At 69.3% G+C, this 25,997-nt stretch carries 28 protein-coding genes; 18 read left to right on the top strand and 10 right to left on the bottom strand.

The window, feature by feature from the left end; genetic code table 11:
- Positions 1–44: 44 nt before the first annotated feature.
- The 7 genes from fae to HNR51_RS01250 all read right to left on the bottom strand — a co-directional run bounded on the left by fae (position 45) and on the right by HNR51_RS01250 (position 6,931).
- A complete protein-coding gene (fae, locus tag HNR51_RS01280) occupies positions 45–557 on the bottom strand; it encodes a 5,6,7,8-tetrahydromethanopterin hydro-lyase (RefSeq protein ID WP_012453694.1) in 513 nt (170 codons plus the stop codon).
- A gap of 246 nt (positions 558–803) precedes the next feature.
- Positions 804–1,679 (bottom strand): triphosphoribosyl-dephospho-CoA synthase, encoded by an 876-nt coding sequence (locus HNR51_RS01275; RefSeq protein ID WP_182553746.1) that lies wholly within the window; start codon positions 1,677–1,679, stop codon positions 804–806.
- Positions 1,676–2,590, bottom strand: a complete 915-nt coding sequence (locus HNR51_RS01270) for an ATP-grasp domain-containing protein (protein WP_182553745.1) — start codon at positions 2,588–2,590, stop codon at positions 1,676–1,678. Before HNR51_RS01270 ends, HNR51_RS01275 begins: the two co-directional genes overlap by 4 nt.
- 175 nt (positions 2,591–2,765) lie before the next feature.
- Complete coding sequence (mch, locus tag HNR51_RS01265) at positions 2,766–3,737, bottom strand: methenyltetrahydromethanopterin cyclohydrolase (protein ID WP_152276607.1); 972 nt, start codon at positions 3,735–3,737, stop codon at positions 2,766–2,768.
- Positions 3,667–4,791 (bottom strand): ATP-grasp domain-containing protein, encoded by a 1,125-nt coding sequence (locus HNR51_RS01260; RefSeq protein ID WP_182554007.1) that lies wholly within the window; start codon positions 4,789–4,791, stop codon positions 3,667–3,669. The genes mch and HNR51_RS01260 overlap by 71 nt, the downstream gene beginning before the upstream one ends.
- Before the next feature lie 134 nt (positions 4,792–4,925).
- Positions 4,926–5,819: an NAD(P)-dependent methylenetetrahydromethanopterin dehydrogenase gene (gene mtdB / locus HNR51_RS01255; protein ID WP_182553744.1), complete on the bottom strand. Its 894-nt coding sequence runs from the start codon at positions 5,817–5,819 to the stop codon at positions 4,926–4,928.
- Positions 5,820–5,929: 110 nt separating this feature from the next.
- On the bottom strand, positions 5,930–6,931 hold the full coding sequence (locus HNR51_RS01250) for a beta-ribofuranosylaminobenzene 5'-phosphate synthase family protein (RefSeq protein ID WP_182553743.1): 1,002 nt from the start codon (positions 6,929–6,931) through the stop codon (positions 5,930–5,932).
- Between the two features lie 452 nt (positions 6,932–7,383).
- Here HNR51_RS01250 and HNR51_RS01245 point away from each other — a divergent pair, with 452 nt between their 5' ends.
- From HNR51_RS01245 to folK, 18 genes are all read left to right on the top strand, one after another.
- On the top strand, positions 7,384–8,460 hold the full coding sequence (locus tag HNR51_RS01245) for a molybdopterin-binding domain-containing protein (protein ID WP_152276605.1): 1,077 nt from the start codon (positions 7,384–7,386) through the stop codon (positions 8,458–8,460).
- A complete protein-coding gene (locus HNR51_RS01240; protein WP_182553742.1) occupies positions 8,454–10,100 on the top strand; it encodes a formylmethanofuran dehydrogenase subunit A in 1,647 nt (548 codons plus the stop codon). The genes HNR51_RS01245 and HNR51_RS01240 overlap by 7 nt, the downstream gene beginning before the upstream one ends.
- A gap of 25 nt (positions 10,101–10,125) precedes the next feature.
- Positions 10,126–11,061, top strand: coding sequence for a formylmethanofuran--tetrahydromethanopterin N-formyltransferase (gene fhcD, locus HNR51_RS01235; protein ID WP_012453685.1), 936 nt, complete (start codon positions 10,126–10,128; stop codon positions 11,059–11,061).
- A complete protein-coding gene (locus HNR51_RS01230; protein ID WP_182553741.1) occupies positions 11,058–11,855 on the top strand; it encodes a formylmethanofuran dehydrogenase subunit C in 798 nt (265 codons plus the stop codon). The genes fhcD and HNR51_RS01230 overlap by 4 nt, the downstream gene beginning before the upstream one ends.
- 34 nt (positions 11,856–11,889) lie before the next feature.
- Positions 11,890–12,228, top strand: coding sequence for a type II toxin-antitoxin system Phd/YefM family antitoxin (locus HNR51_RS01225; protein ID WP_210279799.1), 339 nt, complete (start codon positions 11,890–11,892; stop codon positions 12,226–12,228).
- Positions 12,225–12,674 (top strand): hypothetical protein, encoded by a 450-nt coding sequence (locus HNR51_RS01220; protein ID WP_182553740.1) that lies wholly within the window; start codon positions 12,225–12,227, stop codon positions 12,672–12,674. The genes HNR51_RS01225 and HNR51_RS01220 overlap by 4 nt, the downstream gene beginning before the upstream one ends.
- 157 nt (positions 12,675–12,831) lie before the next feature.
- Complete coding sequence (locus HNR51_RS01215; RefSeq protein ID WP_012453683.1) at positions 12,832–13,038, top strand: hypothetical protein; 207 nt, start codon at positions 12,832–12,834, stop codon at positions 13,036–13,038.
- 97 nt (positions 13,039–13,135) lie between these two features.
- Positions 13,136–14,770: a sensor histidine kinase gene (locus HNR51_RS01210; protein WP_182553739.1), complete on the top strand. Its 1,635-nt coding sequence runs from the start codon at positions 13,136–13,138 to the stop codon at positions 14,768–14,770.
- Positions 14,767–15,474, top strand: coding sequence for a response regulator transcription factor (locus tag HNR51_RS01205; protein WP_012453681.1), 708 nt, complete (start codon positions 14,767–14,769; stop codon positions 15,472–15,474). The genes HNR51_RS01210 and HNR51_RS01205 overlap by 4 nt, the downstream gene beginning before the upstream one ends.
- Before the next feature lie 291 nt (positions 15,475–15,765).
- Positions 15,766–15,855 carry a pyrroloquinoline quinone precursor peptide PqqA gene (gene pqqA / locus HNR51_RS01200; protein ID WP_012317526.1) on the top strand — a complete coding sequence of 30 codons (90 nt, stop codon included), beginning with the start codon at positions 15,766–15,768 and terminating at the stop codon, positions 15,853–15,855.
- 48 nt (positions 15,856–15,903) lie between these two features.
- Positions 15,904–16,803 carry a pyrroloquinoline quinone biosynthesis protein PqqB gene (pqqB, locus tag HNR51_RS01195; protein ID WP_141951114.1) on the top strand — a complete coding sequence of 300 codons (900 nt, stop codon included), beginning with the start codon at positions 15,904–15,906 and terminating at the stop codon, positions 16,801–16,803.
- A 180-nt stretch (positions 16,804–16,983) separates the two neighbouring features.
- Positions 16,984–18,072, top strand: coding sequence for a pyrroloquinoline-quinone synthase PqqC (gene pqqC / locus HNR51_RS01190; RefSeq protein WP_182553738.1), 1,089 nt, complete (start codon positions 16,984–16,986; stop codon positions 18,070–18,072).
- Positions 18,069–19,223 carry a pyrroloquinoline quinone biosynthesis protein PqqE gene (gene pqqE / locus HNR51_RS01185; protein WP_012453678.1) on the top strand — a complete coding sequence of 385 codons (1,155 nt, stop codon included), beginning with the start codon at positions 18,069–18,071 and terminating at the stop codon, positions 19,221–19,223. The genes pqqC and pqqE overlap by 4 nt, the downstream gene beginning before the upstream one ends.
- Positions 19,220–19,936, top strand: a complete 717-nt coding sequence (locus HNR51_RS01180) for a hypothetical protein (protein ID WP_182553737.1) — start codon at positions 19,220–19,222, stop codon at positions 19,934–19,936. The genes pqqE and HNR51_RS01180 overlap by 4 nt, the downstream gene beginning before the upstream one ends.
- Positions 19,917–20,285, top strand: a complete 369-nt coding sequence (locus tag HNR51_RS01175) for a hypothetical protein (RefSeq protein ID WP_012453676.1) — start codon at positions 19,917–19,919, stop codon at positions 20,283–20,285. Before HNR51_RS01180 ends, HNR51_RS01175 begins: the two co-directional genes overlap by 20 nt.
- 96 nt (positions 20,286–20,381) lie before the next feature.
- Positions 20,382–21,251, top strand: a complete 870-nt coding sequence (gene folP, locus HNR51_RS01170; RefSeq protein WP_182553736.1) for a dihydropteroate synthase — start codon at positions 20,382–20,384, stop codon at positions 21,249–21,251.
- On the top strand, positions 21,244–21,624 hold the full coding sequence (gene folB, locus HNR51_RS01165; protein ID WP_012453674.1) for a dihydroneopterin aldolase: 381 nt from the start codon (positions 21,244–21,246) through the stop codon (positions 21,622–21,624). Before folP ends, folB begins: the two co-directional genes overlap by 8 nt.
- Positions 21,625–21,644: 20 nt before the next feature.
- Entirely contained in the window at positions 21,645–22,121 is a 477-nt protein-coding gene (folK, locus tag HNR51_RS01160; RefSeq protein WP_182554005.1) for a 2-amino-4-hydroxy-6-hydroxymethyldihydropteridine diphosphokinase, read from the top strand.
- A gap of 57 nt (positions 22,122–22,178) precedes the next feature.
- On the opposite strand, the gene xoxJ is transcribed toward folK, so the two are convergent.
- The 3 genes from xoxJ to xoxF1 form a co-directional block, all read right to left on the bottom strand.
- The gene (xoxJ, locus tag HNR51_RS01155; protein ID WP_182553735.1) at positions 22,179–23,033 is read right to left on the bottom strand and encodes a rare earth element methanol dehydrogenase accessory protein XoxJ; all 855 of its coding nucleotides are present in this window, start codon (positions 23,031–23,033) and stop codon (positions 22,179–22,181) included.
- A complete protein-coding gene (gene xoxG, locus HNR51_RS01150; RefSeq protein WP_193316393.1) occupies positions 23,033–23,584 on the bottom strand; it encodes a methanol metabolism c-type cytochrome XoxG in 552 nt (183 codons plus the stop codon). Before xoxG ends, xoxJ begins: the two co-directional genes overlap by 1 nt.
- A gap of 204 nt (positions 23,585–23,788) precedes the next feature.
- Positions 23,789–25,594: a lanthanide-dependent methanol dehydrogenase XoxF1 gene (gene xoxF1 / locus HNR51_RS01145; protein ID WP_012453670.1), complete on the bottom strand. Its 1,806-nt coding sequence runs from the start codon at positions 25,592–25,594 to the stop codon at positions 23,789–23,791.
- Between the last annotated feature and the right edge of the window lie 403 nt (positions 25,595–25,997).

Raw genomic sequence — 25,997 nt, 5'->3', positions numbered from 1 at the left:
CGCGGTGCGGGCGGAGGCTCGCTCTGCCCAGGACTGTCCCCGATCTAAGCGTTGGCGGCGAAGGGGTGCTGCGCCGAGTTGCGCTGCTCGGTCACCGTCGCGGCCTTCGGCTCGCCGTTCACGGCGCGCTGGATCGAGAGCTTGGTGGCCTCGTAGTTGTACTTCTGGATCTTGGCGTCGTCGGCCGCTTCCCAGTGGATGAACACGCCGACCAGCACGTACAGGTCGTCGGCCTCGTCCGCCGGGATGATGCCTTCGGCAACCGCGTCCTGAACGGCCTTGGCGACGCCGTGCTGGGCCGGGCCGAACATCTGGACGGCCTGACGGGCGTCGTTGATGGTGACCTTGTTGAACATCAGCGTGTTCGGCTTGCACGGCAGGTTCGGCGCGATCACGGCGAGCAGGCTGGTGAAGCCGTGCTTGTTGTTCACGAGGCCGTTGCAGAAAGCCGTCTCGGCGGGCGAACCGCGCGGTCCGATGATGAGGTCGATGTGGGCGACCTCGTTGCCGTCGCCGACGAGCGCTTCGCCGACCTGAACCTTGGTGATCTTTGCCATTCGGGGTCTCTCCCTGGATTCCTGAAAAAAGGCCCGCCCTGAGAGGAGGCGGGGCCTGGAAGCCATCCTTGTTTGCGGCGCCCGGCCGAGAGCCGAGCCGGTTTGCCCGGATAGCGGCGCGGACCCTACAGCGGGCTCCGGCGCCGAACAACCCGCGCAAGGCCCTGAAATCGGCGATTTTTTGGGTAGCCGGGGGCCTTGACGCGCGAAGATTCGTCCCCTCGCGGGCGCGGGCCCGGCAAAGGCTCAGGATGTCTCGCCGCGGGCCGCCAGAAGGGCATCGAGGAACAGCGTCGCGACGGTGAAATCGGCGCTCGTGCCGGGGTTGAGCCCGGCTTCCTTCAGCACGCGGTCGTAGTCCAGGAGCCGCTCGACCGGTGCCGTGGCGAGATCGATACCGGAGAGTCTCTCCCCCGCCTCGGCGCGCACCGCTTCGGCCCGCTCGGGCCCGTGCTTGCGGGCGATGTGGCTGTCCGGCACGCCGGTCAGGTAGGCGAGGTGGACCGCCGTCGTGGTCCAGGGCGGGGCAAGGCCGCGGGTCCGGGCCTCTGCGAGCGCGGGAAGGCCGATGGCGAACAGATCGCGGAAGCCGTCGATGTAGGCACGGGCAATGCGGTCGCGCGGGGCGGCCTCCGTCATCGCCGCGCGCAGCGGCGGGACCGGGCCGTCCTCGGGCATCGCCTGGGACACGTCGTGGCGCGCGGCCCGGCCGAGCCCGCCGGGATTGGCCCGGCGGATCGCCGCGAACACATCGCGGGCATCCGAGACATCGAAATCCGTCAGAACCGCGTTCAGCGCCTCGGTCAGCGGGCCTGAGGCTTCCGCGGCTCGGGCGAGTGGGGCGCACAGAAGCAGGATGCCGAGATTGGTGTTCTGGCCCACGGCCGCGAAGGTTGCCTCGACCCCGCCGCGGATCCGCCGCCCGACCCGCGCGCCGGGCTCGGCGAGGCACGCCGCGGAGACGTCGGCGCTGGTGACGAAATCGGCGGTCACCATGCGGTGGCCGGGGGCGTAAGTGTGGACGTTGCCGGGCTTCAGGGCGTCGAGTTCGGCAAGGCAGGCGGCGCGATAGAGATCGGCCACCGTCGCTGCGGGCAGACCGCCGGGCGCCGCCGCGCTCATCCGAGCGCCGAGACCAGCCGCGGCGGACGCGCCGCGCGCACCGCGTTGAGGAAGCCGCGGGCGACCGCTCCGGCGATGTCGACCTCCGTCACCTGCTGCAGGCCGGACCAAGCCGGCATCGAGTTCACCTCCAGAACGAGGAAGCCGCCCTCCCCATCCTCGACCAGATCGATCCCGGTGTAATCGACGCCGACCGCCGCGGCGGCGGCTTCGGCCAGTTCAGCGGCGCGGGCCGGCACGTCCCAGGCGAAGGGCCGGCCGCCGCGGTGGACGTTGGTGATCCAGCCGTCGCCCTCGCGGATCATCCCGGCGATGGCCCGCCCCTCGCAGACGAAGACGCGGTAGTCGCGCCACAGCCCGTCCGAGCGCGGCACGTAGCGCTGGAGGTAATAGACGCCGCTGACGGTTTCCTGCGCCGGCAAATCGTCCGGGTTTTCGAGGAGCATCAGCCCCTCGCCCTGCGAGCCGAACAGGGGCTTGAGCACGATCGGCTTGCCCGGCCGCGCCTCGCGGGCGACGATCTCGGCCGCCGCCTCGCGCTTGGAGACGACGAAGGTGTCCGGCGTCGGCAGGCCGGCGCGGGCAATCAGGAGGGAGGTCGCCGCCTTGTCCACCGAGCGCTCGATGGCCGTCGGCCCGTTCCAGACGGTGACGCCGGAGGCGACGAGGGCATGCAGCACGCCGAGCCGCATGGTGGTGGCCTCGAAGGTGCCGCCGGCGATGGTGCGCAGCAGGACCCCGTCCGGCAGACCGTCCGCGAAGCCGGGCACCCGCAGGGGCTCGCCGCCGCCGGTCATCACGGCGACGTCGGCCAGCGAGAACAGCACCGGCTCGACACCGAGGCCCCGCAATGCCTCCCGCAGCCGCGCCTTGTGCCAATTGCCGTTGTCGGCCGCGAGCCCGATGCGCATTCGCTCTTTTTCCGATTCTTTTATCCCTCTCCCCTCCGCGGGAGAGGGTGCCTGCGGAGCAGGCGGGTGAGGGGCCGGCTGAGGTCCTTCCCGGACCGGCGCTCCCCTCTCCCGATCCCTGCCGACGCAGGGGCCGCCCTCTCCCGCAGAGGGGAGAGGGTTGCGTTTCAGCGCCCTACGCGAACGAAGCGTCCACGAGCTGCGGCTCCAGTCGGCCTCCCCGGAACGTCTTGCCGGTCTTGACCGAGGTGACGATCGCCTCGGCCGGCGAGAACAGCGCGCCGTCGATCTTGTAGAAGTCGCCGTTCACCCGGGAAAAGATCTCGGCGAAGGGCGCGCCGTGGTCGGCGGAGGTCGTCGAAGGCAGCTGCTCGGCGAGTTGCTTGGCATCGGCGTCGTCGGCATCGACGAAGAGCTGCACCCGGCCGCCATAGATGATGGCGTCGTTGGTGCGGCCCATCGCCTGGATGAAGTCCGGATGCTGCGGCGAGAGCGGGGCCGAGCCGATGCCGTCGAGGATCTTGTGCAGGTCGAAGCCGACGGTGTGGGCCTTGTGCAGGGCCACTTCGAGCACGCGGGCGACGACCTGGGTCGCGCCGGCGAGGCTCTGGGTCGGGGCGTAGATGAAGGTCACGTTCTCCGGCGCGAGGCCGGTGGCGGTGGCGACCTTGTTGACGACGGAGGCCGGCGGGGCGCTGGCGGATTCGAGCACGAGCGCGGTCGCCGTCGCGTTGTCGCGGTAGCCGAGTTCCTTGTAGAGCTCCTCGACCACGGCCACGGCGCGGCCGGGGCCCGAGCCGAGGGCGAAGAAGCCGGAATCGCCCTCCTCGTCGGCGAGGCTCCAGCCGGCATACTGCGAGCCGAGGCAGGCGAGCACCGGATCGGCGGAGTGGACCACCACGCTGTAGGGCCAGGAGGCGACCGGGCCGGTCGGTGCGATCGTCACGGTGCCGAGGCCGCCGAGGCAGATCTCGGCGATGCGCCGGCCGGCCTCGATCGAGCCGCGGGCATTGGCGCCGGCATCGACGGTGCGCGCGCCGTTCTCCTGGGCGACGATGAGGCGGAGCTTGGCCGCGTCAGCGACGAGGCTCTCGACCAGCGGCCCGGCCAGGGCGTTGAGGCTCGGCGCTGTCGTGTTGGAACTCATGATCGTTCTCCGTCTCCTCCAGCAGCGCGCGGACCCGTTCGGTCCTCGCCCGCAACTCTCCCCTGACCGCCGCGGCGTCCGGCCCGGAGGCCGTCACCGTGCAGAACGGCGCGTCGCGCGCGACAGGGCTGCCGGCCCGCGGCCGGTCACGCACGTGATCCGGCCAGTCGAGCGGCGGCACCGCCGCACAGGTCCGGGCCGCGTAACAGATCTCGGCGCCTGTCGCATCCATCGGCGCTGCATCGATCGCAGGCATTCGGCCGAGGGCCGCCTCGATATGCTGGATCAGGAGCGGTGTCGGGCGCCGGTCGAGCACGTCCAGGGTCGCGCCGGGGCGCGGATTGATTTCGAGGAGCCACCAGTTCTCGCCATCGACGAGGCAATCGGCGCTGGCAAGACCCGTCAGTCCGGTGGCGCGGGCGAGCCGCAGGGCCGCCTCCGCGATCCCGGCCGCGACGAGGGCCGGAACCGGGGCCGCCTCGGCCTGGCCGCGGGCGAGCGCCCCGGCATAGCGGAACGGCCGCAGGGCCGAGGGCGCCTGCCACTGTTCGGTAAGCGCCAGGGGCTCGATCCGGCGACCGTCGGAGAGGAAGTTGAGGGCGAAGGCGCGGCCGGGCTTCCGGGCCTGGAGGTAGTGGCCGGGCGGGGCGGCGCCGACCGTGCCCGGGCGGATATGCGACCCGCCGCAGCCGCCCGTGCGCTTGACCAGCCACGCGCCCCGTTCGGCAACCGGGCCGGGCGTGATGGCCGGATGCGGGATCGCGAGGCGCTCGCAGAGCGCGGCCAAGCGGAACGGGTCCTTGAGCGCGGCCACCGTCTCGGCGCCCGCGCCGAGCAGGCGGTGGCGGTCGGCGACCGCGGCGACGAGGTCCGGCGCGCCCTCGAAGCCGCTGCCGAGGACGACGCCGAGGGCGCCGCCGGCCCGCTCCGACAGTTCAGAGAGCCCCCCCAGCACGCCGGCCCGGTCGCGGCTGCCGGCGCCGAAACGGCCGGGCAGCGGGCGGTGCGCCTCGGCCAAAGCCAGGGTGTCTTCGTCGCCGAACAGGTCGAGCACGAACGGCCGCAACCCCGCCCGCCGCGCGGCCTGGGCCAGCGCCCGGCCGGACAGGGCGGCGATCAGGATCGCGCCGCCCTCGCGATGACCCAGGGAACGCAGTGGCGGGCTCGGCGGCGAACGCAGCGGCGGCCTCAGCCGGCGATCTCGACGGCGAGCTTGTAGGCGTCGCGGAAGTCGAGGCAGAGCGGCTCCTGCGCCTCCAGCATCTGGCGGAACAGGCGGCACTGGGTCTGGTACTTCACGTTGCCGACCGCGAGCGCACCGATGCCGACGCCCTTGCCGACCGGCAGGGCCACGTCGACGGCGTTGACGTCGATCCCGGCGATGCCGGCCGGGGGCACCGCGTTGACGTCCGAGGCAACCAGGAGCTTGGGCGCGGATTCGAGATCCTCCGCCGTCAGGATCGAGACGCCGGCGGGGCCCGCCGAGAGGATCACGTCGGCGTCCGTGATGGCCGCGCGCCGCGCCTCGGGCGCGGTTCCGTCGACGGCGCCGACGTCGATGCCGAAGCGCCACTTCATGGTGAAGGCGATCTTCGAGACGCGCTCCTCGCCGTCATGGCCGACGAGCACGGTCTGCGCGCCCTCCAGCGCGCCGATCACCGCAGCGACGTAGGCGACGACGCCCGCGCCACCGAAGATGACGATGCGCTTGCCCTTGAGGTCGGTCGAGAACCGGGCTTTCAGCGCCCGGTTCACCTCGGCGACCATCGCCGCGCCGGTGGTGAAGGAGCCGGCCGGATCGGCGAAGACGTGGTTGACGAAGGGCGGCACGAACGCCTTCTTCGCCCGGTCCACCATATCGAGCGCCAGCTCGGCGTTCTTGCCGCCGATGAAGATGCCGGTGCGCACGCCGTCCTGCGGCGCGCGGGAGAAGATCGAGTCCTGGGTCAGGGAGACGACGTCGGCGAGATCGACGTTCGTGTAGGGGATCAGCGTCTCGAAACCGGCATCGATCGCCATGTTCACGTCGAACGGGCTCATGTGCTTGAGCGGCGTCAGCATGTGCAGGATCGAGCGGGCCATGGTGTTTCCTCTCCCGTGATCGCGCCCTTGTGAGGCGCTTCAGGTGCAAAACCGGAACGGCTGGCGCCGGTCAAGCGCAGGTTTCTTTGAACCGTGAAAAAGAAAAAGCTCTAAACTTCGGCGACCGAGGCGCCGACGTTGCGCCCGCGGGCGATGACGAAGCGCAGGCGGCCGGGCCGTGCCAGTGCCGCGACCAGCGCCTCCGCCTCCCTCTGCGAGGGCATCAGCGCGAAGCCGGTCGGCCCCCAGGAACTTTGACCGTAGCCGGGCACGCCGGCCGCCGCGATGGCGGCGAGCGCCTCGGCCACGGCGGGGCTGGCGAAGCGCCCGCCCTGATGGGGAGCGAAATGATCGCCGATCCGCTTCTGGATCTGCGTGATGCCGGCGCCGAAACCGTCGGGCTCGGCGGTCGCGGCCGCCGGCAGAACCTGCATCAGCACGATCCGGCAGATCTCGGCGGCCTGGGCCGCCGCGAAGGGCGGCAGATCGCGAAACGCTTCCGTCTCACGCGAGCCATGCACGCCGGTCATGGCTTCATCGAGGATCAGCACGACCCGCCAGTCATCCGGATAGGGCAGCCGGGCGATGACGGGGGGCGGCGCGCCGGAATCGTCGCGGCCGCCATCGACGATCAGACCACCCTCGGTGAAGGCGGCCAGCCCGACGCCGGAACGGTTGCCGCGGTCGAGCACGTCGGCGAAGTCGGCCGGGGCGAAGGGGCGCCCGTTGAGGCGCGCGAGCGCGGCGGCGACCGCGAGCGCGACCTGCGTGCCCGAACCGAAGCCGGCATGGGCCGGAATGGCCTCCTCGACCTCGATCGCCACGGTGTCCGGCACGTCGAGATAGGAGGCCGCCGCGAGCAGGTTGGCACGCACCCGCTCGGCCTCGGGGCCGCTGGCGGAGACGCGTTTGGCGGGGCGGGCCACGAGTTGCACGGCGGGCGCGTCGAGGGCGAGGCCGATGCTGCCGAAGCGGCGCCCGAGGCCGCCGTTGAGATCGAGAAAACCGAAATGCAGCCGTGCGGGGGCGCGGACCCGCACGGCGTTGATGGCCTTGCCGGCGGCGCGCGGGGCGCTCACGGTCTCACCCGTCTGGTCCGGGACCTCGGCCACGGTCTCACTCCCTCCCGCAAAAGCTGCCGGCCCGACCGGCGCACACGCGCCCGGCGATGCGGGCGGCTTCTCCCATGCTGCGGCGCCCGCGACAACCTCGCCGGACGCATCCGCGAGCGACGGCGCAAGGAACGGCGCAAGGAGCGGCGAATGAGACGGACGGAGGCTGTCGTCGCACCGGATCATCGCCGGACCATCGCGGCAAGGGCGCGGGCCGATGCACGAAATCCTCGACGCAAACTTCGCCGGGGGCTTGCAGGCTCCGGCTCGGGGAGGCAAAACCACCCCGCTCCCTTTCGCGGAGCCGGTCCGAGCCGTCCTTCTCGAACCCGAGCCGGGGTTTCGAGACGCTTGAGGCTCCACCAGGGATGTCGTCCCGGCATCCTTCGGACATGACCGTCTTTCGCCCCGCCTCGATGCGGGGATGCCCGAAGAAACGACGGTGAGGAAGCATGGCAGCCTGGGTGAAGGGAGGCGCGGCGGATGTGGACGCGGCGGTGGAAGCCGCTGCCGACCTGCTGGCCGCGTCACGCGTGCCGGTGCTCGCGGGGCTGAGCGCCGAGGTCTCGGCGCTGCGTGCCGCCTACCGGCTGGCCGAGACGCTGGGCGCCTCGCTCGACCCGGTCTCCGGCCCCAGCGTCTACGCCGAACTCGGCGCGCTGAGCGCCGGCGGCGCGATGACCACGACGCGGGCCGAGACCATCGGCCGGGCCGATGTGGTTCTGATCCTCGGCAACCGCCCCTGGGACGGCGACCTGATCGCCGAGATCGCCGAAGCGGCTCCGAGCCGCGGACGCGCGGCGGGCGGCGAACGTGCCCTGCTCTCGCTCGGCGGACCGCAGAACGGCGCCACCCGCCACGTCGCCTACGCGGCGGAGGCCGGCGGCCTCGCCGTCTCGCTCGGGCACCTGCGCGCCTTCGCCAAGGGGCACCTTGCCGGTGAGGCGGCCTATGCCGACCTCGCCCGGCGCCTGTACGCCGCCCAGTACGGCGTCGTGGTCTACGATCCGGAGGAGGTCGGCGAACTTGGCGTGGAGATGCTCCAGGGCCTGATCCGCGATCTCAACGAATCCACCCGCTTCTTCGCGCTCACGCTCGCCGACCCGTTCCAGGGTCGCGCCGCCGTGCAGCTCTCCGCCTGGACCACCGGTCAGGCGCCCCGGGTCGGCTTCGGCCGTCATCAGCCCGAGCACGATCCCTGGCGCTTCGACAGCGCCCGCCAGATCGCCGCGGGCGAGGCCGACGCCGCCCTGTGGCTCGCCTCGCTGCCGGCCCCGCGCCCGGCTTGGCTCGGCAGCCTGCCGACGGTGGCCATCGTCGGCGAGGGCTCCCCGGAGGCCGCGGGCGAGACGGCGGAGATCGTCATCACCGTGGGCGTGCCCGGACAAAACGTCGGCGGCGCGCTCTGGAACGAGCGGCGCGGCGTCATCGCCTACACGGAACCGAAGGCTGCCACGGACGCGCAGACCGCCGCCGGCGTGCTCGCACGGATCCGCGACCGCCTCATCGAGAAGGGTGTCTCATGCTGACCCGCATCCACGGCGGACGGGTGATCGATCCGACGGCCGGGCGCGATGCCGTCGGCGACATCTGGATCGAGGACGGCCGCGTCGTCGCCCCCTCCGAGCGCAAACCCGACCGCACCATCGACGCCACGGGCTGCGTGGTGATGGCCGGCGGCGTCGAGGTCCACTCGCACATCGCCGGCGGCAACGTGGTGATGAGCCGCCTGCTGCTGCCCGACCTCTACGTCAGCGAATCCGCGCCCAACGGCCACCCCTTCGCCCATGCCGGTGGCTCGGGCAGCTGGGTCGGCGCCAACTACGCGCGGATGGGCTACACCACCGCGGTCGAGCCGGCGCTGCCGCCCTCGAACGCGCTCGCGACCCATCTCGAACTCGCCGACATCCCGCTGCTCGACCGCGGCGGTCTGGCTGTCCTCGGCAACGACGACCACCTGCTGCAGTTGCTGCGTGACGGCGAGGGCAAACAGGCGGTGCGCGATCTCGTGCAGCAGACGCTCGCCCATTCGCGGGGCCTGGGCGTCAAGTGCATCAACGCGGGCGGCGCCTCGGCCTTCAAGGACGGCGTGCTGAAGCTCAGCCTCGACGACGAGATCCCCTGCTACGGCCTCACGACCCGGAAGATCATGTCGGCGCTGCTCGACGCGGTCGAGGAGATCGGCGTACCGCACCCGCTGCACGTCCACTGCAACAATCTGGGGCTCCCCGGCGCCGACGACTCGCTCGTGGCGACGCTGGAGGCGGCGGAGGGGCGGCGCATCCACTTCGCTCACGCCCAGTTCTACGCCTACGGCGTGGTCGATCCCGAGAACCCGATGACCGGCGGCTTCCGCTCGGCCGCCGAGCGGATCAACGCGGCGATGGAGGCTCACCCCAACGCGACCTACGATGTGGGCCAGGTGGTGTTCGGCCAGACGGTGACGATCTCGCTCGACATCCTGCGCCAGTTCGGCGGCCGGAAAGGGGCCAAGCCGAAGAAGTGGGTGCTGTCGGCGGGCGATGCCGAGGGCGGCGGCGTGGTGCCGTTCCTCTACCGGCCGCGCGGCCCGGTCTCGTCGCTGCAATGGGCGATCGGGCTCGAGCTGATGCTGCTCTCCTCGAACCCCGAGCGCACCATCCTGACGACCGACCACCCCAATGGCGGCGTCTTCACCGAATATCCGCGCATCATCCACCTGCTGATGGATGCCGAGGAGCGCGCCAGGGAAATCGCGACGCTGCCGGCGGTCGTGGGCGAGCGCTCCGGCCTGCCGAAGATCGAGCGCGAGTACAGCTTCAGCGAGATCGCCCAGCTCACGCGCTCCGGTCCGGCCAAGCTTCTGGGCCTGACCGACCGCGGCCACCTGCGCGAGGGTGCCAAGGCCGACGTCGCGATCTACCGCGACCAGAAGGACCGGACGGCGATGTTCAGCCACGCCAAGCTGGTGCTCAAGGACGGCCAGCCGATCGTCGAGGACGGCGAGGTCGTGGCGTGGTTCTCAGGCAAAACGCTCTCGCTCGACGTCGAGGCCGATGCCGGCATGGAGAAGCGCGCCGAGAGCTACCTGCAGGACCGCTTCGGCGCCGGACTCGACACCTTCGCGGTGCCGGACGCCGCGTTCCCGGAGAACACCGGGACGTTCGAAGACGTGGCCTGCCGGGCGTGATGGCGAGGGTGATAGGACGAATCCGATGAGCGACCTCATCCTCAACGGCATCAAGGTCGAGGACACCTTCGCCGAAGCCTTCGACGTCGCGGGCACCGCGATCATCGTCACCAACGACACGCCGAAATGGGCGATGATCGCGGCGACGGTGATGACGGGCTTCGCCACCTCGGTGATCGGCTGCGGCGCCGAGGCCGGCATCGACGCCGAACTGTCCCCGGAGGAAACCCCGGACGGCCGCCCCGGCGTGCGCATCCTGCTGTTCGGCTTCGAGCCGAACGGGCTCAAGGACCAGCTCCTCAAGCGCGTCGGCCAGTGCATCCTTACCTGCCCCGGCACCGCCTGCTTCGCCGGCGTGGACGGACCGCACAAGATCAAGCTCGGCGGTGCGATCCGCTATTTCGGTGACGGCTTCGCCGTCGCCAAGCGCCTGCCCGACCCGCAGGGCAAGATGCGCCGCTACTGGCGCATCCCCGTCATGGACGGCGAGTTCCTGTGCGAGGATTCGACCCGCGCGGTGGACGGCGCGGTCGGCGGCGGCAACCTGCTGTTCCTCGGCCGCAAGCACGCCGACACGCTGATCGTGGCCGAAATCGCGGTCGAGGCGGCCAAGGCCGTGCCCGGCGCGATCCTGCCCTTCCCCGGCGGCATCGTCCGCTCCGGCTCGAAGGTCGGCGGGCGCACCAAGGGCATGATGGCCTCCACCAACGACGCCTATTGCCCGACGCTCAAAGGTCGGGCCGGCTCGGCCCTGCCGCCCGAATGCGGCGTGGTGCTGGAGATCGTCATCGACGCCCTAACCTCGCAGGGCGTCGCCGAATCGATGCGCGCGGCCTTGCACGCCGCCACCGAGATCGGCGCCAAGTACGGTCTGGTGGCGGTCACCGCCGGCAATTACGGCGGCAATCTCGGCCGCCACCACTACCACCTCCGCGACCTCTTGGAGAAACCCGCTGCATGAGCACGCTGAGACTGCGCGGTGATCTGCCCGAGCGGGTCGACCTCCTCAACATCACCCCGCTCGCCTTGAGCGGGCTGTCCGAGGCGGAGGCCGGCCGCCTCGCGATCGGCACCAGCCGCCGCGGCCTGACGCTCGGCGACGCGTTCGATATCTCCCTCGACGGCTCCGACAGCCTCGTGATCGAGGGCGGCTCGTCCCGGCTCGACCGGGTCGGCGCGGCGCTCTCGCAGGGGTCGATCCGCGTCGAGGGCGATGTCGGCCAGCGCCTCGGCGAGGGCATGGCGGCGGGCACGCTCACGGTGACGGGATCGGCCGGCCCCTATGCCGGAACCGGCGCCACGGGCGGCACGATCACGGTCGAGGGCGATGCTGGCGACCATGCGGGCGGCGCGGTCTATGCGGCGAAAGCCGGGCTCGACGGCGCGACGCTCGTCATCAAGGGCGCGGCCGGCGACGGTCTCGGCGACCGCATGCGCCGGGGGATCATCCTGGCCGGCTCGGCCGGAACCTACGCCGGCTCGCGCATGATCGCCGGCACCATCGTCGTCTCCGGCGCGCTCGGCGACCATCCGGGCTACGGCATGCGCCGCGGCACGCTGATCGCGGGCAGCCACGGCGCCCTGCTGCCGACCTTCGTCGAGACCGGCACGCCGGATCTGGTCTTCGTTCGCCTGCTGGCCCAGAGCCTCAAGCGCCTCGGCGCGGCGCAGGCCGGCCTGCTCGGCGGGACCTTGCGGCGCTACTCCGGCGATCTCGCGACGCTCGGCAAGGGCGAGTTGTTCGTGACGGCTTGAGGGTGCGTCTTCCGACCCGTTCACGGCCGGCCTTGTGAACACCTATGTCTTCCGTACAGTACGGAAAACGGAGGCGTTCATGACGGCGACGGTGACGGCGTCCGACGCGCGGAAGAATTTCGACCATTGGCACGACCGATCCCGGACGGAGCCGGTGCGGATCACCGAGCATGGGCGGGAATCCGCCTATCTCGTCTCGGCCGAAACGTTTCACGCGTTGTGGTCCTGCTACCGTAAGGCGATCGGCGTCGGCGCTTTGTCCGATGCCGAGATGGCGCTCATCATGGAAGCCGAGGTTTCCAACGAGCACGCCTATGAAATGCCGGATCTCGACGAGACGAGCGACGCATCGACGCCAAAGCACGGGACGTGAAACTACCGGAGAATCCGGGTCCCGGCCTCGTTCTCTGCTATGCGTATCTCTGGAAGCACGAGTTCGATGCCGGTTCACGCGAGGGGCGGAAGGACCGCCCCGCCGTCGTGGTGCTGGCGCGCCGTGATCTCGGACCGTCACAGGTGCTGTACGTTGCACCGGTGAGTCATTCTCCGCCGGCGGCAACGCATGAAGCCGTCGAAATTCCGATAGCCGTCAAACGCCATCTCGGGCTTGATGATCTGCCTTCCTTCATTTCGGCAACCGAGATGAACGTCTTCGTCTGGCCAGGCCCCGATCTTCGCCCGATTCGGCGCTTGTCATCTGGCTCAGGCGACACGGCCGCTTGCCACTGGGGATACCTGCCAACGGGGCTGTTCCGGTCCTTGAAGCGCGCGATCGCCTACAATCGCGGTCTGGGTGCGGCCGGCATCATCAAACGCTGAAATGGTCGTGCTGGCCGGCACGATTTTTCCCAAAAGCCGCCGGCAAGTCGCAGGAAAATGACTTGCCGGCCTGCCGGATCATCCCACCTTGCCTCGAACCGAGGCGCACGGGATCGACTCCTTCGAAGCACGGCGCCCCTCCGCATCGAGGCCGCGCATGTTCCTGCTCCTGTCCGTCTGCCTGATCGCCCAGCCGGCGAAATGCCACGAGGAGCGGATCAACCTCTCCTACGACAACCCGAACCCGTTCCTGTGCCTGCGCAACTCGCAGAGCACGCTCGCGGCGTGGCAGGAAGAGCATCCGGATTATCACGTGAAGAGCTGGCGCTGCGCCCCCAAGGGAAGCCTGCCGAACGATCTGTAGGGAAGCATCGGGATAAGCCGGCAACGCGCGCCGGCTTGAGGCGCCGCTCCGGCGGTGACATGGTCCGCCCGCCGCCGCAGCGGCGGAGAGGGAGACCATGCGTTCGCTCAGAGTCCGGTTCGCCCTTCTGCTCGGCGGCACAGCGCTGCTCGCCCTGCTGGCGGCGGCCGGCGTGCTGTGGTCGATCCGCCTGACCGAGAACGTCATCGACCGGACGCTGGCCGCCCAGCATCGGCTCGAGCTTCTCTCCGAACTCTCCGGGCGGCTGGCGCAGTACGGCTTCGCCGCCATCGAGAGCGTCGGCAATCCGGACGCGCCACCCGAGGCCCTGTCGGTGACCCGCGACCGGGTCGATCAGGCGCTCAACCATGTCGACGACGCGCTGAGCAACGGCATGGCGACGAGCACCAACCCGGAGGACCGGATCCAGTACATCGCCCGCACCCGTCCGCTCGCCAACGTGCGCGCGGCCCGGGCGATGCTCGACCGGCAGGTCACCCTGGTGCGGCGGGAGACCGATCCCGACCGTCGCAAGACCGCGATGCAGGGGGCGCTCAACGCCTTCGGCGCCATGACCGGGCCGCCGCTCTCGCTCCTGGTCGAGGCCGAGCGGCGCAGCATGATCGCGGGCTCCGAGGCCGCCCGGACCCTGACGCACCGCCTGACCGCGGTGGCGCTCGCGGTGGTGGGGCTGGCGCTCGCCTTCGTCGCGGTGCTCTACCGCTCGGTCACCCGGCCGACGCTCGCGCGGATCGAGGAGATCCGCCGGGCGGCCGGCGCCGTCGGCAGCGGCGCCCTCGGCACGCGGCTCTCGGTCGAAACCCGCGACGAACTCGGGCTTCTGGTCGCGAACTTCAACCGCATGGCCGCCCGCCTCGCCCGCCGCGAGGGGCGGCTCGCCGCCGACCGGGCCGCCCTGGAGGATACGGTGCAGGCCCGCACCGCCGACCTGCGCGCGGCCAACGAGCGGCTGGAGATGGTGGACCGCTCCCGCCGCCGCTTCTTCGCCGATGTCAGCCACGAGTTGCGCACGCCGCTCACCGTCATCCTCGGCGAGTGCGACCTCGCCCAAAGGTCGGCGGAGCGGGCCGGCGGCCGGCCGGTCGATTACGGCCCCGTCTTCGTCACCATCCGCAAGCGGGCTCAGCGCCTCAAGCGCCGCGTCGAGGATCTCCTGCGCGTGGCCCGCTCGGAATCTGGCCAGATCGAACTCGACCGGCGCGCCGTCAGCGCGGTGGCGGTGCTCGGCGACGCGGTGGACGGGGCCGGCTCCGAGGCCGCCCGCCGCCGGGTCGAGCTGGTGCTGGAGCCGGGCGACCACGACATCGAGATCAGCGCCGATCCGGAATGGCTCCGTCAGGTTGTCGAGAGCCTGATCGACAACGCCCTGCGCCACGCCACCGGCCTGACCCGCATCGTCGTCTCGCTGAACGGGCGCGACACGCCGCAGGGCCATCGGGCTCTGGTCACCATCGACGACGACGGCCCCGGCTTTCCCGAGGAGGGGGACGGGCTGTTCGAGCGCTTCCGCCGCGAGGCCCGTTCGGGAGAAGCCGGATTCGGCATAGGTTTAGCCCTGGCGCGATGGGTCGTTGAGCGCCATGATGGACGGATCAGCCTCGGCAGGGCCGAACACGGCGGCGCGCGGGTGATCCTCGATCTGCCCGCGCTCGATGACGGCGTCGTGCCGGAACAGGATGGGGCAGGACACGAGAGGCTCGGCGCCGCATGACGACGCGCGTATTGATCGTTGAGGATGACATCGACATCCGCGGCATCCTGGCCCGCGGCCTGGAGGCGGAAGGCTTCTCCGTCGGCGTGGCCGGCCGGGTCGAGGATGCGCTCAGCGCCGCCCGCGACGACGCGCCGGAGGCGGTGGTGCTCGACATCACCCTGCCGGACGGCTCGGGCCACGACGTCTGCCGCAGCCTGCGGGAAGGCGGCTATCCCGGCGCGATCCTCTTCTTGAGCGCCCGCGACGAGGTCCGCGACCGGGCCGAGGGGCTGGCGCTCGGCGCCGACGACTACATCGTCAAGCCGTTCGTGTTCGACGAACTGCTCGCCCGGCTCCAGGTCCATCTGCTGCGCCGCCGCGAGGCGGACACGCCGCGCACCGTCTTCACCGCCGGCCGCCTGACCCTCGACGTCAACATCCGCCAAGTCAGCTTCGGCGAAGCCTCGGCCCGCCTGACCCCGCGGGAGGCCGAACTGCTCGCCCTGCTGATGCAGGAGGTGAACCGGCCGATCTCGCGGGGCGAGATCTTCGACCGGCTCTGGGCGAGCCAGGGCGGCCTCTCGCTCAACGTGGTCGATGTCTATGTCGGCTACCTGCGCTCCAAGCTCTCCGACTTCGTGCGGCTGGGCGGGCCCGTGATCGTCACGGTGCGCGGCAAGGGCTTCATGCTCGACCTGCGCGGCCAGGACTTCCGGCACTGAGACCGCGCGGCGTTTGAGCGAGGCCGACATCCGCCCGTCCGACGGGCTCCAACGGATGGCGGAAGACACCCCGCGGCATTTCGTTCCGGCAACGCGCTTCCCGACGAAAGTCTATCACCGCCCCTCACGCGAACTTTGGGAAGAAACGGCAAGCTGGCTCTTGCAGGCGGGGCCGGAATTGGCGATATACCTCCGGCGCGCGAAAACGAATGCGCCGCCAGTATCTTACGATCCTCTTAAACAAGTGGGATCGAAGGGTTCCGGCGTTCCATAAAGTCGAGGAGAGACACCATGAAGTGGGCTGCCCCCATCGTTTCCGAGATCTGCGTCGGCATGGAAGTCACGAGCTACGAGTCGGCCGAGATCGACACCTTCAACTAAGGTATTTCGAGCCGGGCCGCAGGGCGCAGACATCAGCGGGTTCTCACCATGCATGTCGTGATCCTGGGCTCGGCCGCGGGCGGCGGCGTTCCTCAATGGAACTGCCGCTGTTCCATTTGTTCCCTGGCCTGGGCAGGTGATCCCCGGGTCAAACCACGGACGCAGTCGAGCATCGCGGTCTCTCCGGACGGGGAACGTTGGCTCCTGCTGAACGCCTCGCCCGACATCCGCCAGCAGATCCAGGCGAACCCGCAGATGCATCCGCGCGAGGGCCTGCGCCACTCGCCGATCCACGCGGTGCTGCTGACGAATGGCGACGTCGATCACGTCGCGGGCCTGCTCACCCTGCGCGAGGGTCAGCCCTTCACCCTCTACGCCACCCCCGGCATCCTCGCCTCCGTCTCCGACAACCGCGTCTTCGACGTGATGGCCGCCGATGTCGTCAAGCGGCAGACGATCGCCCTCGACGAGACCTTCGAGCCGGTACCGGGTTTGTCGGTGACGCTCTTCTCCGTGCCCGGCAAGGTGCCGCTCTGGCTGGAAGACGCCTCGATGGAGATCGGTGCCGAGACCGAGACGACCGTCGGCACGATGATCGAGGCGGGCGGCAAGCGCCTCGCCTACATTCCCGGCTGCGCCCGGGTGACGGAGGATCTGAAGGCCCGCGTCGCGGGCGTCGATGCGCTCCTGTTCGACGGCACCGTGCTGGAGGACGACGACATGATCCGCGCCGGCGTCGGCACCAAGACCGGCTGGCGCATGGGCCATATCCAGATCAACGGCGAGACCGGCTCCATCGCCTCCTTCGCCGACGTCGCGCTCGGCCGACGGGTTTTGATTCATATCAACAACACCAATCCGATCCTGATCGAGGACTCGCCGGAGCGCGCCGGTGTCGAGGCGCGCGGCTGGACGGTCGCCCATGACGGGCTGACCCTCGACCTCTGAGCGGATGGGACGTCGCATCACCGGGCCGGCCTGGAAATTTAGTGCCGAACCGGTTATGTTTTGCGCGATCCAATTGCGTGGCGGCTGCCCTGCCCTTCCGGGGGTTCGGGCCCCATCTGAGAAGAGCTCAGAGCCCAAGAACGAACGGAAACGCGCCTCAAGCCGGGGAAACCGAACGCCATGACTGCCCAATTCCCGCCGCCCGTCCCGGAAGCCGAGCAACGCCTGCTGAGCCACGAGGAGCTTGAGGCGGCGCTCCGCGACATCGGTGCGCGGCGCTACCACAACCTCCACCCGTTCCACCGCCTGCTGCACGACGGCAAGCTCAGCAAGGATCAGGTGCGGGCCTGGGCGCTCAACCGCTACTATTATCAGGCGATGATCCCGGTGAAGGACGCGGCCCTGCTGGCCCGCCTGCCGGATGCACAGCTCCGCCGGATCTGGCGCCAGCGCATCGTCGACCACGACGGCGACCACGAGGGCGACGGCGGCATCGAGCGCTGGCTCAAGCTCGCCGAGGGCGTGGGCTTTGCCCGCGACTACGTGCTCTCCACCAAGGGCATCCTCTCGGCGACCCGCTTCTCGGTCGATGCCTACGTGCATTTCGTGTCGGAGCGTACGCTGCTGGAGGCCATCGCCTCCTCGCTCACCGAGATGTTCTCGCCGACGATCATCTCCGAGCGCGTCGCCGGGATGCTGAAGAACTACGACTTCATCACCAAGGAGACGCTGGCCTATTTCGACAAGCGCCTCACCCAGGCCCCGCGCGACGCCGATTTCGCCCTCGACTACGTGAAGCGGCACGCCACCACGCCCGAGATGCAGCGGGCGGCGATGGATGCGCTGACCTTCAAGTGCAACGTGCTCTGGACCCAGCTCGATGCGCTCTACTTCGCCTACGTCGCCCCCGGCATGATCCCGCCGGATGCGTGGCAGCCGGGCGAGGGCCTCGTCGCCGAGGGCGCTCCGGCCGCGGCGACGGCGGGCGCGCCCGCTGCCTTCAGCGGCAGCGACGTGCCGCGTCTGCCCCGCGGCGTGCGCCTGCGCTACGATGAGGTGCGGGTCAAGCACGTGTTGCTCGCCCCCGAGCGGACCTTCGACCTCGACGACAACGCCGTCGCGGTCCTCAAGCTCGTCGACGGCCAGAACTCGGTCTCGCAGATCGCCCGGACCCTGGGCCAGACCTACGACGCCGATCCGGCCGTCATCGAAGCCGACATCCTGCCGATGCTGGCCGGTCTCGCACAGAAAAGGGTCTTGGAGCGATGAATGCACCGACCCCCGCCCCCTCCCCCGCGGATGTGATTCCGGCGCCGGTGGGTCTGCTCGCCGAGCTGACCCATCGCTGCCCGCTGCGCTGCCCCTACTGCTCGAACCCGCTGGAGCTCGACCGACGCTCGGCCGAGCTGGATACGCAGGCGTGGCTGCGGGTGCTGACGGAGGCGGCGGGGCTCGGCGTGCTGCACGTCCACCTCTCCGGCGGCGAGCCGACGGCGCGCCCCGACATCGTCGAGATCACGGCCAAATGCGCCGAACTCGGCCTCTACTCGAACCTGATCACCTCCGGCGTCGGCGGCGCGCTGGCCAAGCTCGACGCGCTTTACGACGCCGGGCTCGATCACGTGCAGCTCTCGGTGCAGGGGGTCGATGCGGCCAATGCCGAAAAGATCGGCGGCCTGAAGAACGCGCAGCCGCAGAAGATGCAGTTCGCCGCCCGGGTGACCGAACTCGGCCTGCCGCTGACGCTGAACTCGGTGATCCACCGCGGTAACATCCACGAGGTGCCGGGCTTCATCGACCTCGCGGTCAAGCTCGGCGCGAAGCGGCTGGAGGTGGCCCACACCCAGTATTACGGTTGGGCCTACGTCAACCGCGCCGCGCTGATGCCGGACAAGGCCCAGGTCGACGAGTCGATCCGCATCGTCGAGGCGGCGCGCGAGCGGCTCAAGGGCCAGCTCGTCATCGACCTCGTGGTGCCGGACTACTACGCCAAGTACCCCAAGGCCTGCGCCGGCGGCTGGGGCCGCAAGCTGATGAACGTGACGCCTCAGGGCAAGGTGCTGCCCTGTCACGCCGCCGAGACCATCCCCGGCCTCGAATTCTGGTACGTCACCGATCACGCGCTCGGCGACATCTGGACGAAATCCCCGGCTTTTGCCGCCTATCGCGGCACAGGCTGGATGAAGGAGCCCTGCCGCTCCTGCGACCGGCGGGAGAAGGATTGGGGCGGCTGCCGCTGTCAGGCGCTGGCGCTCACCGGGGACGCCGCCAACACCGATCCGGCCTGCTCCCTTTCGCCGCTTCACGCGAAAATGCGGGATCTTGCCAAGGAAGAGGCTGCCGAGAATCCGCCGGACTATATATACCGCAGCATCGGGACGAATGTGCAAAACCCGTTGAGCGAAAAGGCACCCCTTTGAGACGATCCATTCTGGCGGTCGCCCTCTCGGCCGCCCTCGTGACGACGCCCTCGGCCTGGGCGGCCTCCGACACCGCCGCGACGGCAACCGCAGCAGCCAAGGACGGAGCCGTGCCGGCCGCCAGCGACCTGCTCTTCGAGCAGCCGCAGATGAAGAACACGGCGCCCGGCAGCACCATCACCTACGACTACCTGCGCCGTAGCGGCATCGAGCGCGGCCCCTACGGCCCGCCCCTCAGCGACGCGATCAAGCTCATGGTCGAGCCGGGCAAGAGCGCCGAGAGCCGCGATATCCGCGTGCAGATGTTCTCGGGTGGCAACCGCGTTCCGGCGGGCCCCTTCACCGACATGCCCGGCAACCCGGTGCTGACTCTGTTTCTCGAGAACCACCTGAAGGGTCTGGCCAGCCTGCTGGAAGCCAACCCGCGCTACATCAAGAACGCGATCCGCAAGGGTCTGCGCGAGAACGCCACGGTGACGCCGACGCAGGTCTCCTTCAAGGGACGGACCGTCGAGGGCTGGCGCGTCGAGATGAAGCCGTTCGCGGGCGATGCCCAGACCGAGCGGATGCGCGGTTTCGAGACCACCACCTACACGTTCATCGTCGCACCGGACGTGCCGGGCGAGATCGTCTCGATCGAGGCCCGGGCCCTGAAGCCGGATGGCGGCGAACTCCTCGAAGAGAGGCTCGATTATGACCAGAAGGATTCCTGAAGCGTTCGGCGCCGCGGCTCTGCTCGCCGCGGCTCTGCTCGCCGCGCCCGCGCGGGCCGACGACAACGACTACCCGACCGACGCGCGGGCCGATTACGTCTTCGGCTGCATGGCCGCCAACGGGCAGACCCGCGAGGCGCTGGAGAAATGCTCCTGCTCCCTCGACGCGCTCGCCTCGATCCTGCCCTACGACAAGTACGTGCAGGCGAGCACCATCCTCTCGATGCGCCAGGGCATCGGCCAGCGCACCACGGCGTTCAAGTCGACCAAGATGTTCGACGACAAGGTGGCCGACCTTCGCCGCGCCCAGGCCGAGGCGGAGATCCGCTGCTACCGCGGCGCCTCCTGAGAACCGGCTGCGGGCGGTATCGGGACCGAATCGATCTGGCGAAACCCCGCCGGAGGGGCTAGGCCGGCAGTCCCGGCCAGACATATTCGATCCGCGATGCCGCCCGACGCCCCTCCCCCGCCCTCCCGCCTGTCCGAACTGCTGCCCGAACTCGGGCGGCGGACGCTGGTGATGGGCATCCTCAACGTCACGCCGGACTCGTTCTCCGATGGCGGCCGGTTCGAGGGCGTCGAGGCGGCGCGGGCGCAGGCCGCAGCCCTGACCGAGGACGGCGCCCACATCCTCGATATCGGCGGCGAGTCGACCCGGCCCGGCCACACGCCCGTCCCGGCCGCGGAGGAGCAGGCCCGCGTCCTGCCCGTCATCGAGGCGATCGCGCCCGGCCTGTCGGTTCCGATCTCCATCGACACCTACAAGGCCTCGACGGCGGCGGCCGCCCTGAAGGCCGGCGCCACCATCGTGAACGACGTCTGGGGCCTGCAGCGCGAGCCGGACATCGCCCGCGTCGCCGCCGATCACGGCGCACCGGTCATCGTCATGCACAACCGCGAGACGATCGACGGCTCGCTCGACATCGTCGCCGACATGCTGCGCTTCTTCGAGCGTTCGCTGGACATCGCCCGGCGCGCCGGCATCGCCGACGGCGACATCGTGCTCGATCCCGGCATCGGCTTCGGCAAGAGCTGGGCGCAGCATCTCGAGGCGCTCCGCCGGCTTCCCGAAATTCGGGCGCTGGGCTTCCCCCTCCTCGTCGGCGTCTCGCGCAAGAGCCTGCTCGGGCGCCTGCACGACCGCGAGACGGCGCCGCGCGACCGGCTCGTGGGCTCGCTCGCGGCGCATGTGCTGGCCGGCTCCCTCGGCGCCGACATCGTGCGCGTCCACGACGTCGCCCCGCATGTCGAGGCGCTGCGGGTGCTCGATGCGGTGATGCGCCCGGATGCCGCTTCCGGATCGCTCCATGGCTGACCGCATCCTCGTCCACCGCCTCGCGGTCTTCGCCCGTCACGGTGTGCTGCCGGAGGAGGAGCGGCTCGGCCAGCGCTTCTACATCTCGCTGGAATGCCGCCTCGACCTCTCGGAAGCCGGCCGCAGCGACGACGTCGCCGCCACCGTGAGCTATGCCGATCTCGCCGCCATCACCCTCGACATCGCCACCAACCGGCGCTTCGCCCTGATCGAGGCCCTGGCCGAGGCGATCGCCGAAACCTGCCTCGCGCGGTTTCCCCGCATCGAGACGATCGCGGTCCGGATCGACAAGCCGAGCGCGCCGATTCCCGCCGTACTCGACTACGCCGCCATCGAGATCGTGCGGGGCCGCCCCGCTCCGGAGACGCCATGACGGACGCCACGACGGATGCCATGACGCGGGCCTATCTCGGGCTCGGCAGCAATGTCGGCGACAAGGCGGCGATGCTGGCTCGGGCGGTCGAGCACCTCGCGGCGACGCCCGGCATCCGGGTCACGGCGCGCTCCGCCGATTACCGCACGCCGCCCTGGGGCGACACCGATCAGGACTGGTTCCTCAACGCCGCCGCCGCCATCGAAACCGAACTGACGCCGCACGGTCTGCTGGAGGTCTGCCTGTCGATCGAAGCGGCGCTCGGGCGGGTGCGCGAACGCCGCTGGGGACCGCGGGTGATCGACATCGACGTGCTGGCCTACGAGGGGGCGGAGGTCTCCGACGAGCGCCTCGTGCTGCCGCATCGCTTCGTGCGCGAACGGGCCTTCGTGCTGGTACCGCTCGCCGAGATCGCCCCCGACCTCGTCATCGGCAGCGAGACGGTGACGGACGCCCTGGCCAAGCTCGACGCCTCGGGTATCGAGCGCGTGGCATAAGAAAGGCCCGAACCGAGGTTCGGGCCTTCGACATCCGGGATCACCTTTGGCGGGCGATCACTCGTCCGCGGCGTCGAGGGGCTTGTTGTCCTCCTCCGCCAGCAACGGCACGTCGTATTCCCGCAGAACCTTCTCGATATCGGCCTTGCGCTTGCGCAGGACGGTGTTGAGGCTGCGCTTCCAGTCGTTCTCGTTGTGGCGAACGCCCATCGAGACGCGGAAGGTCAGCGGCGGTCGCCCCGGCTCGTTGAGGAGCGGCACGACATCCATCGGCGTCCCGCTCTGCTTGGCCAGCCAGCCCGCGGCCGGCCCCCAGAGGATCGCCACGTCGAGCTTCTTCTCGGCGAGATCGGCGATCACTTGCGCCGCGACGGTCTGGTGCTGGCGCTCGGCTCCGAAAGCGTAGGGGGCGTAGGCGTGGATCCGCTCGCCGACGAGCTTCAGGTCGCTCAGGCGGTTGGAGGGCGGCGTGCCGGCGATGATGCCGATCTGCTTGTCCTTCAGGCGCGGGTCGTCGAGGCTCTTGATGTCCGGCAAGTCGCCCTTGCGCGCGACCAGGACGTAGGCCGAGCGGTAATAGGGATTGGTCGGCTGGACGATCTCGCCACCCGAGGTGCCGATGATCAGGTCGCACAGGCCAGTGCCCAGCGTATTGCGGACGAAGCCGGGTCCCTGGGTCAGCCAGTAGTAGCGCAGCTTGACCTTCAGCTCGTCGGCGACGATCTGCGCGATCCGGTTCTCGAAGCCGCCGCCCTTGCGCTCGGAGAACGGCATGTTGCCGGGATCGCTGCAGACGCGCAGGACATCCTGCGTCACCAGATCCGGCAGGTGCTGCGCGTGCGCGGGCCGCGCCCCTGCCGAAAGCAGGAGCGCGGCGGCCGCGAGGGAAACGAGAAGGCTTGAGCGGGTCATCAGCCGCCCAGGCACTCCTTCTCGGCCGTCTTGGCGGTCTCGGGCTTCTCTTCCTTCTCGCCCGGACGCGCACGGCCCCAGGCACCGGCGGCGCGGGCGCGCAGGTACACGTAGAGGTCGTTGGCGTAGCACATGACGTTCTTGTTATCGCCGAAGGCGGGCATCACCTGGTTGGAGGTGTTGCTGACCTCCTGCTTGCCGCCGGCGAGGATGCCGTAGAACTCCTCGTAGGAGAGGCGCTTCAGCGAATCCTTGAGGGCCGGAGCGTAGGTCGAGCCCATGCCGTCCGGGCCGTGGCAGACGTGGCACTCGGCGTGATAACGGCGGTAGCCGGAATAGGTGTACCAATCGACCTTCTTGCCGTCGTTGGTGATGTGGAAGGTCGGGTGACCGTCCTTGTCGAGGTACTTGCCGTCCTCGTCCTTGACCGCCGCGGCGGCCTTGAGCACCGGCTCGTCGATCTCCTTGGCATTGGGATCGAGCTTGTTGGCGAGATCGGTCTTGGCATCCTGAGCGAGAGCGACGGTCGCGGCGGGAACCGCTCCGAGCAAGGCTGCACCGACGAGACCAAGAAGAGCGGTTCTTTTCATCGAAGACAACGACGTTTCTCCCGAGACCATCATGTTGCACCGCAACGTAGATCGTGCGGTGTCCAAGCAGGCCCTACAGCATAATCATAAAATCATAAAGATGCCGGCGCGATTTCCCGCGCCGGCATCCTTAGGCTCAGTGTCGCAAGCGACGTAGCGAGCGACTTAGTTGTTCGGCAGAGCGAAGACCGTGAGCTGGCCACCGAGGTTGGTGTAGCTCGACAGGGCCGCGTAGCCGCCCACCGCGCCGAGGCCGGCGTTCGGGTCGGTCAGGCCGGCCGCGAGGCCGATGCCGGCCCAGCCGCCGACGCCCGACAGGACGCCCACGTACTGCTTGCCCTTGTGCTCGTAGGTCATCACGTTGCCGATGATGCCCGACGGGGTCTTGAACTTGTACAGTTCCTTGCCGGACTTCGAGTCGACCGCCTTCAGGTAACCTTCCAGCGTGCCGTAGAAGACCACGTCGCCGGCGGTGGCGAGCGCGCCGCCCCATGCCGAGAACTGCTCGGGGTTCGACCAGATGATCTTACCCTTCACGCCGTCCCAGGCGATGAAGTTGCCCATGCCGCCGTGCGAGCCGGGGGCCGGGTACATCGACAGGGTCGCACCGACGTAGGGCTGGCCCGGGGTGTAGGTCACCCGGAACGGCTCGTAGTCCATGCAGACGTGGTTGGTGGGCACGTAGAACAGGTTGGTCTTGGGCGAGAAGGCCGCCGGCTGCTGGTCCTTGGTGCCGAGCGCCGCCGGGCAGATGCCCTTCGAGTTCACGTCCTCGCCGTTCTGCTCGGTCGAGTACTTCGACACGACCAGCGGACGGCCGTAGGTCTTGGAACCCTTGTCCATGTCGACCTTGGTGGCCCAGTTCACGACCGGATCGAACTTCTCGGCGACGAGGAGCTCGCCGGTGGCGCGATCGAGGGTGTAGCCGAAGCCGTTACGGTCGAAGTGGGTCAGGAGCGGACGATCCTTGCCGTCAACCTTCTGATCCGTGAGGATCATCTCGTTGATGCCGTCGTAGTCCCACTCGTCGTGCGGGGTCATCTGGTAGACCCACTTGGTCATGCCGGTGTCGGGGTTACGCGCCCAAACCGTCATGGACCACTTGTTGTCGCCCGGACGCTGCTTCGGGTTCCAGGTCGAGGGGTTGCCCGAGCCGTAGTACATCAGGTCGAGCTTGGGATCGTAGGAGAACCAGCCCCAGGTGCAGCCGCCGCCGGTCTTCCACTGATCGCCTTCCCAGGTCTTCAGCGAGGAGTCCTTGCCGATCGGCTTGCCGAGGTGGGTGGTCTTCTCGGGGTCGACGAGGAGCTGATCGTCCGGACCCATGGAGTAGCCGCGCCACACCTTCTTGCCCGACTTCAGGTCGTAGGCGGTGACGTGGCACTGCACGCCGAACTCGCCGCCGGAGATGCCGACGATGACCTTGTCCTTCACCGGGAGAACGGTGGCGGTGTTGGTCTCACCCTTGGACGGGTCGCCGTTCTTGACCGACCAATTGACCTTGCCGGTCTTGGCGTCGAGCGACACGAGCGTGGTGTCGGCCTGGTGCAGGAGGATCGCGCCGTCGGCATAGGCCAGACCACGGTTGACCGTGTCGCAGCACATCACCGGGATCACGGACGGATCCTGCTTGGGCTCGTACTTCCACACGATCTTGGCGCCCTGATCGAGGTCGAGCGCGTAGACGATGTTCGGGAAGGGCGTGTGGACGTACATGATGTTGCCGACGACGAGCGGGGAGCCCTCGTGGCCGCGCAGCACGCCCGTCGAGAACGTCCAGGCAACCTGGAGATTCTTGACGTTGTCCTTGTTGATCTGGTCGAGCTTGGAATAGCGGGTGTTGGCGTAGTCGACCGTCTGAAGAACCTGCTCCGCCGGGTTGGCGATGCCCTTCAGGACGCTTTCGTTGGCCAGGGCCGGACCCGCAGCAGCGAGACCCGCGCCGAGGGCGAGAAGATGTACCGCTCTCATGGATTCCTCCGACAGGTCTTATCCGCCGCCGAATAGCTTCCCGCTACCCACCGTTGATTGACCTGCTGTTTGCGACAGGGATGGTATTCGCCCCGGCAGCTCGCGGCCGCCGCACGGAAAATCAGGATCATCCCGTCTTTCCGGCGACTTACACGGCTGGGTCCGCATCCCTTAGCGGCCCCCTCAAACCGAAGCTTGAACGAACTCTAAGAAAATTTCGGGCGCCGTCAACTCGCTTTCGCGCGTCGAATGTCGCAGCGACGACCGGCTTTATCATGAAACTTTCTTGGTAAAACGTAGTTTTTGCATCGCACAATTTGATGGGCGGCGCACACGTCTTAATTTTATTTTGGCATGTCCAAGGTGGATATCGGGGACCGGAATGCATGTGCCGCATGATGGC

It is taken from the genome of Methylorubrum thiocyanatum, assembly GCA_014138645.1.
GTDB lineage: Bacteria > Pseudomonadota > Alphaproteobacteria > Rhizobiales > Beijerinckiaceae > Methylobacterium > Methylobacterium thiocyanatum.
This window is presented reverse-complemented; position numbering and strand designations above follow the sequence as displayed.

What these genes read in the sequence shown, in the direction of transcription:
- fae (WP_012453694.1), bottom strand. Translation starts at nt 557, where the DNA reads ATGGCAAAGATCACCAAGGTTCAGGTCGGCGAAGCGCTCGTCGGCGAC.
- HNR51_RS01275 (WP_182553746.1), bottom strand. Translation starts at nt 1,679, where the DNA reads ATGAGCGCGGCGGCGCCCGGCGGTCTGCCCGCAGCGACGGTGGCCGAT.
- HNR51_RS01270 (WP_182553745.1), bottom strand. Translation starts at nt 2,590, where the DNA reads ATGCGCATCGGGCTCGCGGCCGACAACGGCAATTGGCACAAGGCGCGG.
- mch (WP_152276607.1), bottom strand. Translation starts at nt 3,737, where the DNA reads ATGAGTTCCAACACGACAGCGCCGAGCCTCAACGCCCTGGCCGGGCCG.
- mtdB (WP_182553744.1), bottom strand. Translation starts at nt 5,819, where the DNA reads ATGGCCCGCTCGATCCTGCACATGCTGACGCCGCTCAAGCACATGAGC.
- HNR51_RS01245 (WP_152276605.1), top strand. Translation starts at nt 7,384, where the DNA reads ATGGCAGCCTGGGTGAAGGGAGGCGCGGCGGATGTGGACGCGGCGGTG.
- HNR51_RS01240 (WP_182553742.1), top strand. Translation starts at nt 8,454, where the DNA reads ATGCTGACCCGCATCCACGGCGGACGGGTGATCGATCCGACGGCCGGG.
- fhcD (WP_012453685.1), top strand. Translation starts at nt 10,126, where the DNA reads ATGAGCGACCTCATCCTCAACGGCATCAAGGTCGAGGACACCTTCGCC.
- HNR51_RS01230 (WP_182553741.1), top strand. Translation starts at nt 11,058, where the DNA reads ATGAGCACGCTGAGACTGCGCGGTGATCTGCCCGAGCGGGTCGACCTC.
- HNR51_RS01215 (WP_012453683.1), top strand. Translation starts at nt 12,832, where the DNA reads ATGTTCCTGCTCCTGTCCGTCTGCCTGATCGCCCAGCCGGCGAAATGC.
- HNR51_RS01210 (WP_182553739.1), top strand. Translation starts at nt 13,136, where the DNA reads ATGCGTTCGCTCAGAGTCCGGTTCGCCCTTCTGCTCGGCGGCACAGCG.
- HNR51_RS01205 (WP_012453681.1), top strand. Translation starts at nt 14,767, where the DNA reads ATGACGACGCGCGTATTGATCGTTGAGGATGACATCGACATCCGCGGC.
- pqqA (WP_012317526.1), top strand. Translation starts at nt 15,766, where the DNA reads ATGAAGTGGGCTGCCCCCATCGTTTCCGAGATCTGCGTCGGCATGGAA.
- pqqB (WP_141951114.1), top strand. Translation starts at nt 15,904, where the DNA reads ATGCATGTCGTGATCCTGGGCTCGGCCGCGGGCGGCGGCGTTCCTCAA.
- pqqC (WP_182553738.1), top strand. Translation starts at nt 16,984, where the DNA reads ATGACTGCCCAATTCCCGCCGCCCGTCCCGGAAGCCGAGCAACGCCTG.
- pqqE (WP_012453678.1), top strand. Translation starts at nt 18,069, where the DNA reads ATGAATGCACCGACCCCCGCCCCCTCCCCCGCGGATGTGATTCCGGCG.
- HNR51_RS01175 (WP_012453676.1), top strand. Translation starts at nt 19,917, where the DNA reads ATGACCAGAAGGATTCCTGAAGCGTTCGGCGCCGCGGCTCTGCTCGCC.
- folP (WP_182553736.1), top strand. Translation starts at nt 20,382, where the DNA reads ATGCCGCCCGACGCCCCTCCCCCGCCCTCCCGCCTGTCCGAACTGCTG.
- folB (WP_012453674.1), top strand. Translation starts at nt 21,244, where the DNA reads ATGGCTGACCGCATCCTCGTCCACCGCCTCGCGGTCTTCGCCCGTCAC.
- folK (WP_182554005.1), top strand. Translation starts at nt 21,645, where the DNA reads ATGACGCGGGCCTATCTCGGGCTCGGCAGCAATGTCGGCGACAAGGCG.
- xoxJ (WP_182553735.1), bottom strand. Translation starts at nt 23,033, where the DNA reads ATGACCCGCTCAAGCCTTCTCGTTTCCCTCGCGGCCGCCGCGCTCCTG.
- xoxF1 (WP_012453670.1), bottom strand. Translation starts at nt 25,594, where the DNA reads ATGAGAGCGGTACATCTTCTCGCCCTCGGCGCGGGTCTCGCTGCTGCG.